We start from the raw sequence: 6,050 nt of genomic DNA on the forward strand, positions 1-6,050 counted from the left end.
CATTTGACGGACCTGCCTGAAGTTCGATCGCACAGCCACATGCCGCCGATCATCATCATCACGAACAACAGCACTTGCGGCGAGCCGGAAGCGAGGTTGGCGATCGCCGGGCCCGGGCACAGGCCGGCGATGCCCCAGCCGATGCCGAACAGCACCGCACCGAGCAGCAGGGGGCGGTCGATGTCGCGTTTGGTCGGCAGCTGAAAGCGCGCGGCGAACAGCGGCCGCTGGCTGCGCCGCACCCACCAGAACACCGGGAAGGTGATCAGCAGCGCCGAACCCATGACGAAACCGAGCGACGGATCCCATTGGCCGGCGACGTCGAGAAACGACGCAACCTTGGCCGGATCGGTCATGCCGCCAAGGGCAAGGCCGGCACCGAACAACAGGCCCGAGAGCAGGGCGATCAGTGCGATCTTCATGCCGGGCCTCCAAGCAGATGACGGATCAGGTAGACGGTGATCGCGCCGAAGGCCATGAAGGTGACCGTCGCCAGGATCGAGCGCGTCGATAAGCGCGCGATGCCGCAGACGCCATGCCCCGATGTGCAGCCCGAACCCATGCGAGTGCCGTAGCCGACGATCAGGCCGGCAGCGGCCATGCCGAGCCAGCCGGTCTGCAGTTGCGGCACTGGCAGCGAAGTCGCGAACGCGGTCAAGGCGGCAGCGCCGATGACCATGCCGCCGAGGAACATCGTCCGCCAGCGGCGTTCGCCGCCGTTGCGATCAAACACCAGACCGCCGAGCACGCCGCTGACACCCGCGATGCGGCCGTTGAAGACGATCATCAGGCCAGCCGCGAGGCCGATCAGCAGGCCGCCGCCGACAGCGCGCAGCCAGGCGTCGGGATCAACAAGCACATTCATCGAATCAGCTCCGGAACCGGTTGGGGAAAGATGGGGCAATGATGCTCGATGGCCCGCGCGGCATCGTGGGCCGACAGGTGCACGCGTTCTGTGCCGAGCCGTGCGAGCAGATCGGTGCCGGCGAGGCGGTCCATCACCGGGCCCTTGACCTCGGCCAGATGCAGTCGGCCGCCAGCTTGTCTCAGCGCCTGCTCCAGCGTCTCCAGCACTTCCAGGCCGCTGGTATCGACATAGGCGACGCCGGACATGATCAGCACCACGTCGTGCGGCCGGTCAGCCTCGACGATGTGCGCCTGCAGTTCGGATTCCACTCTCGGCGCATTGGCGAAATACAGGGTTTCGTCGATTCGCAGCATGACCACGCCGGGCCAGGTGCGGACCTCAAAGCGGCGCACGTTGCGGAAGTGCTCGGTGGCGCCGAGCTGGCCGACCACGGCGATGTGCGGCCGGCTGGTGCGATACAGGAACAGCAGCAGCGACAGACCGGCGCCGATCATCAGGCCGGTCTCGACGCCGGCCAGCAGCACACCGGCAATGGTCGCCGCCTGGGCTGCGCCATCACCGCGGTCATAGCGCCAGGTGTGGCGCAGATGCTTGAAGTCGACCAGCTGCCAGACGGCGACGACGATGATCGCCGCCAGCACCGCTTTCGGCAGGCTGGCCAGCAGGCCGGTGAACAGCGCCGCCGCCAGCGCCACCCACAGCGCGGTGATGACGGCCGCGAGCTGGGTGCGCGCACCGGCATCGAAGTTGACCATCGAACGGGCGAAGCCGCCGGCCACCGGCATCGCGCCGGCGCAGGCGGCGATCAGATTGGTCGCGCCGAGTGCCATCAGTTCCTGGTCCGGGTCGATCTTCTCGTTGCGCCGGAACGCCAGCGCCTTGGCCACGGAAATGCTTTCGACGTAGCCGATCACCGCGATCATCGCCGCCGGCGCCAGCAGCACCCGCCAGCCGTCCTGCTTGAGGAAATCCAGCGACAGCGCCGGAATGCCTTGCGGAATGGTGCCGACCACGGCGACGCCCCAGCGGCCCTGGGCATCGAACAAGGCCGAGATCAGAGTCGCCGCGATCACCAGCAGCAGCGGCGCGGTGCGGCCGACAATCACCGCGCTTTCGCGTTTGAGGCCCGCCTTGCTGATCAAGGTAACCAGCGGGCCACGCGCGGCCAGCAGCAGCGCGATAGTGCTCAGACCGAAGATCAGCGTTTCGGGATCGAGCAGCGCCGCCTTTGAAATCAGCGTGGTGACGATGCCGTCGAGATGCAGCTCGCGCGGCACCGGAATGCCGCTCAGGCCCGACAGCTGGGTGCCGATGATGAACAGCGCCGCGCCGGTGGTGAAGCCGGCCAGCACCGGATGGCTGATGAAGTGGGTCAGCCAGCCCAGACGGAGTGCGGCCATCGCCAGCAGGATCGCGCCGGACAGCGCCGACAGGATCAGCGCGCCGCTTAAGGTTTTCGCCGGATCGCCGCCGGCATACGGCGTCAGCGCCGCCGCGACCATCACCGCCGCGACTGCGACCGGCCCGACCGCAAGCGTGCGGCTGGAGCCGAGCAGCGCGTAGACCAGCACCGGCAGCACGCTGGCATACAGGCCGACTTCCGGCGGCAGGCCGGCCAGCAGGGCATAGGCCAGCGCCTGGGGGATCAGCAGGATCGCGGTGATCGTCCCGGCGAGGCCGTCCTGGGTGAACTGCGCGCGGTTGCCACTACGCAGATCATCGAGCAGCGGCAGCAGTCCTCGCCCTGGCTTGCGCCGCGTCGTGGTGCTCACCGGCTCAAGCGTTTCCGCAGGCGAGGTTGGCTGGCACGGCGATGTCCATCATCTTCGGGTTGGGCAGATTCAGGCCGTTCATGATCGCCACGTACTCGCCTTCGGTCTTGCCGGCCAGACGCGGGTTGTGGCGCTTTTCCTCGCCGATCGATGAAGCGTTCCAGCCCTTGTAGTCATGGGCTGGGTAGACGGTCACTTCGTCCGGCAGCCGGAACAATTTGTTGACGATCGAATCCCAGCTCTTGTGCGGGTTGCCGCCCTGGAAATCGGTGCGGCCGCTGCCGCGGATCAGCAGCACATCGCCGGTAAATACGGCGCGGGGTCTGGCGGGATCGAGCACGAAGCTGAACGATTCATCGGTATGGCCGGGCGTGTACAGCGCTTGCAGACGAATGCCATCGATGCGGATCGTCTCGCCTTCGCGAATCTGCTCGGACACGCAACTCGCCTTGGTGAATTCGCCCATGATGGTCACGCAACCGGTGGCATCGCGCAGATCGCCGAGCGCGGTAATGTGGTCGGCGTGGGTGTGGGTGTCGATGGCGCGGATCAGCTTCAGGTCCAGGTCATTGAGCGCAGTGAGATAGTGCTGCGTCTGCTCTTTCACCGGATCGATGATCAGCGCTTCGCGGCCCTGACCCGAAGCCAGCAGGTAGGTATAGGTGCTCGATACGGGATCGAAGAACTGGCGGAAAAGCATGATGGTCTCGAGCTATTTATTTAGATGTATAAGTTATAACGTTATTCCATAAGCTGATTATAGGATTGGGTCCTTGTTTCCCTCAAGCCCGTTCCGGGCGGAGCACTCCATGACGCAAACCTCCAACAGCGGCGCCGTACTGATCGTCGGCGGCGGTGCCGCCGGCATCACCGTTGCGGCGATGCTGCGCAAAGCACGTCCGGCCTTGAAAGTGACGATCGTCGAGCCCTCCGAACATCACTACTACCAGCCGGCCTGGACGCTGGTCGGCGGCGGCGCCTACGACATCGACAAGACCCGCAGGCCGATCGCCGACCTGATTCCGCCCGGCGTCGAATGGGTCCGCGCCCGCGCCGCCGGCTTCGATCCGGCCGCCAGCGAAGTGCTGCTCGACGATGGCCGCAAGCTCGGCTACGACCATCTGGTCGTCGCCGCCGGCCTGCAGCTCGACTGGCAGAAGATCGAAGGCCTGAACGCCACCTTGGGACAGAACGGCGTGTCGAGCAATTACCGTTTTGATCTGGCCTCATACACCTGGCAAAGCATTCGGGCGCTGCGTGGCGGCGTGGCGCTGTTCACCCAGCCGGCGATGCCGATCAAATGCGCCGGTGCGCCGCAGAAAGCGATGTATCTGGCCGCCGATCACTTTCGCCGCAATGGCTTGAAGGTCGATGTCAGCTTCCACACGCCGGGCCCGTCGATGTTCGGCGTGCCGTTCTACGCCAAGGCGCTGAGCGAAGTCGTCGCCCAGTACGGCATCACGCCGCGCTATAACCACAACCTGGTCGCCGTCGACGGCGCGGGCAAGCGCGCCGTGTTCGAAACCGGCCCGGCCGATGCCCGCACCAAGATCGAATTCGGCTTCGACTTCCTGCACGTGGTGCCGCCGCAGTCGGCCCCGGATTTCATCAAGACCAGCCCGCTCGCCGATGCGTCCGGTTGGGTAGCAGTCGACAAGCAGACGCTGCGGCATAGCCAGTACGCCAACGTCTGGGGCCTCGGCGACTGCACGACGACGCCGAACTCGAAGACCGCCGCTGCCGTCCGCGCCCAGGCGCCGGTGCTGGTCGCCAATTTGCTGCGTGCGCTCGGCGGCTCGGGCGAAGAAGCGCGTTACGACGGTTACGCGTCCTGCCCGCTGACCACCTCGCGCGGCAAGATCATGCTGGCGGAGTTCAGTTACGACGGCGTGGTCACGCCCAGCTTCGCCAGCGATCCGCGCATTCCACGCCGCCGCTACTGGTGGTTGAAGAAGTACTACCTGCCCTATCTGTACTGGGAGCAGATGCTGCGCGGCACGCCGGGGCCGGACTGGCACCGCAAGCGCGATTATCCGGAAGCAGTGCCGGCGCTCGTTCCCTAGCGATTCAATTGCTGCCGGCGCCACTGGCCCGGCGCGAGGCTGGTCCAGCGCTGGAACGCCCGCGTGAACGCGGCCTGATCGGTGTAGCCGAGCAGCTGCGCGACTTCGGCCAGCTTCAGGTGTGGATCGGCGAGCCAGGCTTCGGCCAGACCGCGTCGAGTGTCATCGAGCGCGGTCTGAAAACCGGTGCCAGCGGCATCGAGCCGGCGCTGCAGGGTCCGTGACGAGCAATGCAGCCGTTGCGCGCAGGCGGCGAGGCTGGCGTCACCATCGCGCAGCGCCGCGGCGATCGTTTCCCGCAGGCGACGCTCGAAATCATCGACTGGCGGCAGCTTCCCCAGCAGTGTCCGCGCCTGCGTATCGAGTAGGGCACGCAAGGCTTCGTCCGGTTGGCGCAGCGGCGCGGCAAGCATCGCGGCAGGCAGGCGGATGATCGTGGTCGGCGCGTTGAAGCGCACCTCGCAGCCGAAGAAAGCGCGATACGGCGCCAGATCAGCCGGCGCCGGATTGATGAACGACACGGCCAGCGGTGCAGCCATCGGCAGCGCGGTGATGTTGCGGGCATAGGCGACCAGGGCGGCGATCGCGCATTCGTCGACCAGCTGCCCCGGTCGACCGCGAGCTTCGCCCCATTCCAGGGTCACGCCTTCGGTATCGAGCCGCACGGTGCCCGGATTGACGTCGTAGACCAGACGCTCGTACTCGGCGACTCTGCCCAAGGCTTCGGCCAGGGTTGCGCAGCACAAGGTCAGATAGCCGAGCAGGCCGAAATGCGCTGGCTGGATGCGCGCACCCACTGCCAATCCAAGCGCAGGTTCGCCGAGCGCGGCATCGGCTTTCGCCAGCAGCGCCGCCCAATGCGTGACCGGCACCCGGACCAGTCCGCCGGCATCGGCGGCAGGTGCTGATTCGCCGAGCACGGCCACGGCATCACGGCCGCGCGCCGCCAGGTATTCGTGCAGCAGGCGCACGTAAGTCGCGGACACATGGCCCTGCAGGATGATCATCGTCGCGCAGCCGCCTTGGCGTGAAAGATCAAAAGAATGGCGGCGAGCGATCAATCGGCGCAAGCCGGACCAGCGGACAATCTGCTCAAACAAGAAGTTGGAGGAGACCGCGATGATGGACCTGATCAACTCGATGTTCGGCCCGCACATCGACTGGAAACAAGTGGTGCTGACGGCGATGACGCCGCTGTTCCTGATCGCCTTCGCGATCGAATGGCAGGTGATGCGCGGCCGCGGCCAGCGGGCGCCGTTCAACGGCCAGGAGATCGTCGCCAACCTGATGCTCGGCGGCGCGTACCAGATCTTCGAAGTGATCGCCCATGCGCTGATCACGGCGGCG

General features: G+C 66.2%; 6 protein-coding genes and 1 pseudogene. 2 read left to right on the forward strand and 5 right to left on the reverse strand.

The window, feature by feature from the left end; all coding sequences use genetic code 11:
• The 4 genes from Q0D45_RS20215 to Q0D45_RS20230 all read right to left on the reverse strand — a co-directional run.
• Positions 1-422 (reverse strand): YeeE/YedE family protein (locus Q0D45_RS20215; protein WP_293397325.1); only part of this gene is annotated, 422 nt, incomplete at its 3' end.
• The gene (locus Q0D45_RS20220) at positions 419-865 is read right to left on the reverse strand and encodes a YeeE/YedE family protein (protein ID WP_293397328.1); all 447 of its coding nucleotides are present in this window, start codon (positions 863-865) and stop codon (positions 419-421) included. The genes Q0D45_RS20215 and Q0D45_RS20220, both read right to left, overlap by 4 nt.
• A complete protein-coding gene (sulP, locus tag Q0D45_RS20225) occupies positions 862-2,640 on the reverse strand; it encodes a SulP family inorganic anion transporter (protein WP_293397331.1) in 1,779 nt (592 codons plus the stop codon). Before sulP ends, Q0D45_RS20220 begins: the two co-directional genes overlap by 4 nt.
• Positions 2,641-2,644: 4 nt before the next feature.
• Positions 2,645-3,340 carry an MBL fold metallo-hydrolase gene (locus Q0D45_RS20230; protein WP_293397334.1) on the reverse strand — a complete coding sequence of 232 codons (696 nt, stop codon included), beginning with the start codon at positions 3,338-3,340 and terminating at the stop codon, positions 2,645-2,647.
• A gap of 109 nt (positions 3,341-3,449) precedes the next feature.
• Between Q0D45_RS20230 and Q0D45_RS20235 the strand changes: the two genes are divergently transcribed.
• Positions 3,450-4,703, forward strand: a complete 1,254-nt coding sequence (locus tag Q0D45_RS20235) for an FAD/NAD(P)-binding oxidoreductase (protein WP_293397337.1) — start codon at positions 3,450-3,452, stop codon at positions 4,701-4,703.
• Here Q0D45_RS20235 and Q0D45_RS20240 read toward each other — a convergent pair.
• Positions 4,700-5,710, reverse strand: a complete 1,011-nt coding sequence (locus Q0D45_RS20240) for an AraC family transcriptional regulator (protein WP_293397340.1) — start codon at positions 5,708-5,710, stop codon at positions 4,700-4,702. The genes Q0D45_RS20235 and Q0D45_RS20240 overlap by 4 nt on opposite strands.
• A 112-nt stretch (positions 5,711-5,822) precedes the next feature.
• On the opposite strand from Q0D45_RS20240, the pseudogene Q0D45_RS20245 reads away from it, so the two are divergent.
• A pseudogene (locus tag Q0D45_RS20245) lies at positions 5,823-6,050 on the forward strand (sterol desaturase family protein); the annotation flags it as partial.

Source organism: Nevskia sp. (genome assembly GCF_023266035.1).
GTDB lineage: Bacteria > Pseudomonadota > Gammaproteobacteria > Nevskiales > Nevskiaceae > Nevskia.

Bases quoted from the DNA above. Each gene is read 5' to 3' on its own strand.
- Q0D45_RS20235 (WP_293397337.1), top strand. From the start codon at position 3,450: ATGACGCAAACCTCCAACAGCGGCGCCGTACTGATCGTCGGCGGCGGT.
- Q0D45_RS20220 (WP_293397328.1), bottom strand. From the start codon at position 865: ATGAATGTGCTTGTTGATCCCGACGCCTGGCTGCGCGCTGTCGGCGGC.
- Q0D45_RS20240 (WP_293397340.1), bottom strand. From the start codon at position 5,710: ATGATCATCCTGCAGGGCCATGTGTCCGCGACTTACGTGCGCCTGCTG.
- Q0D45_RS20230 (WP_293397334.1), bottom strand. From the start codon at position 3,340: ATGCTTTTCCGCCAGTTCTTCGATCCCGTATCGAGCACCTATACCTAC.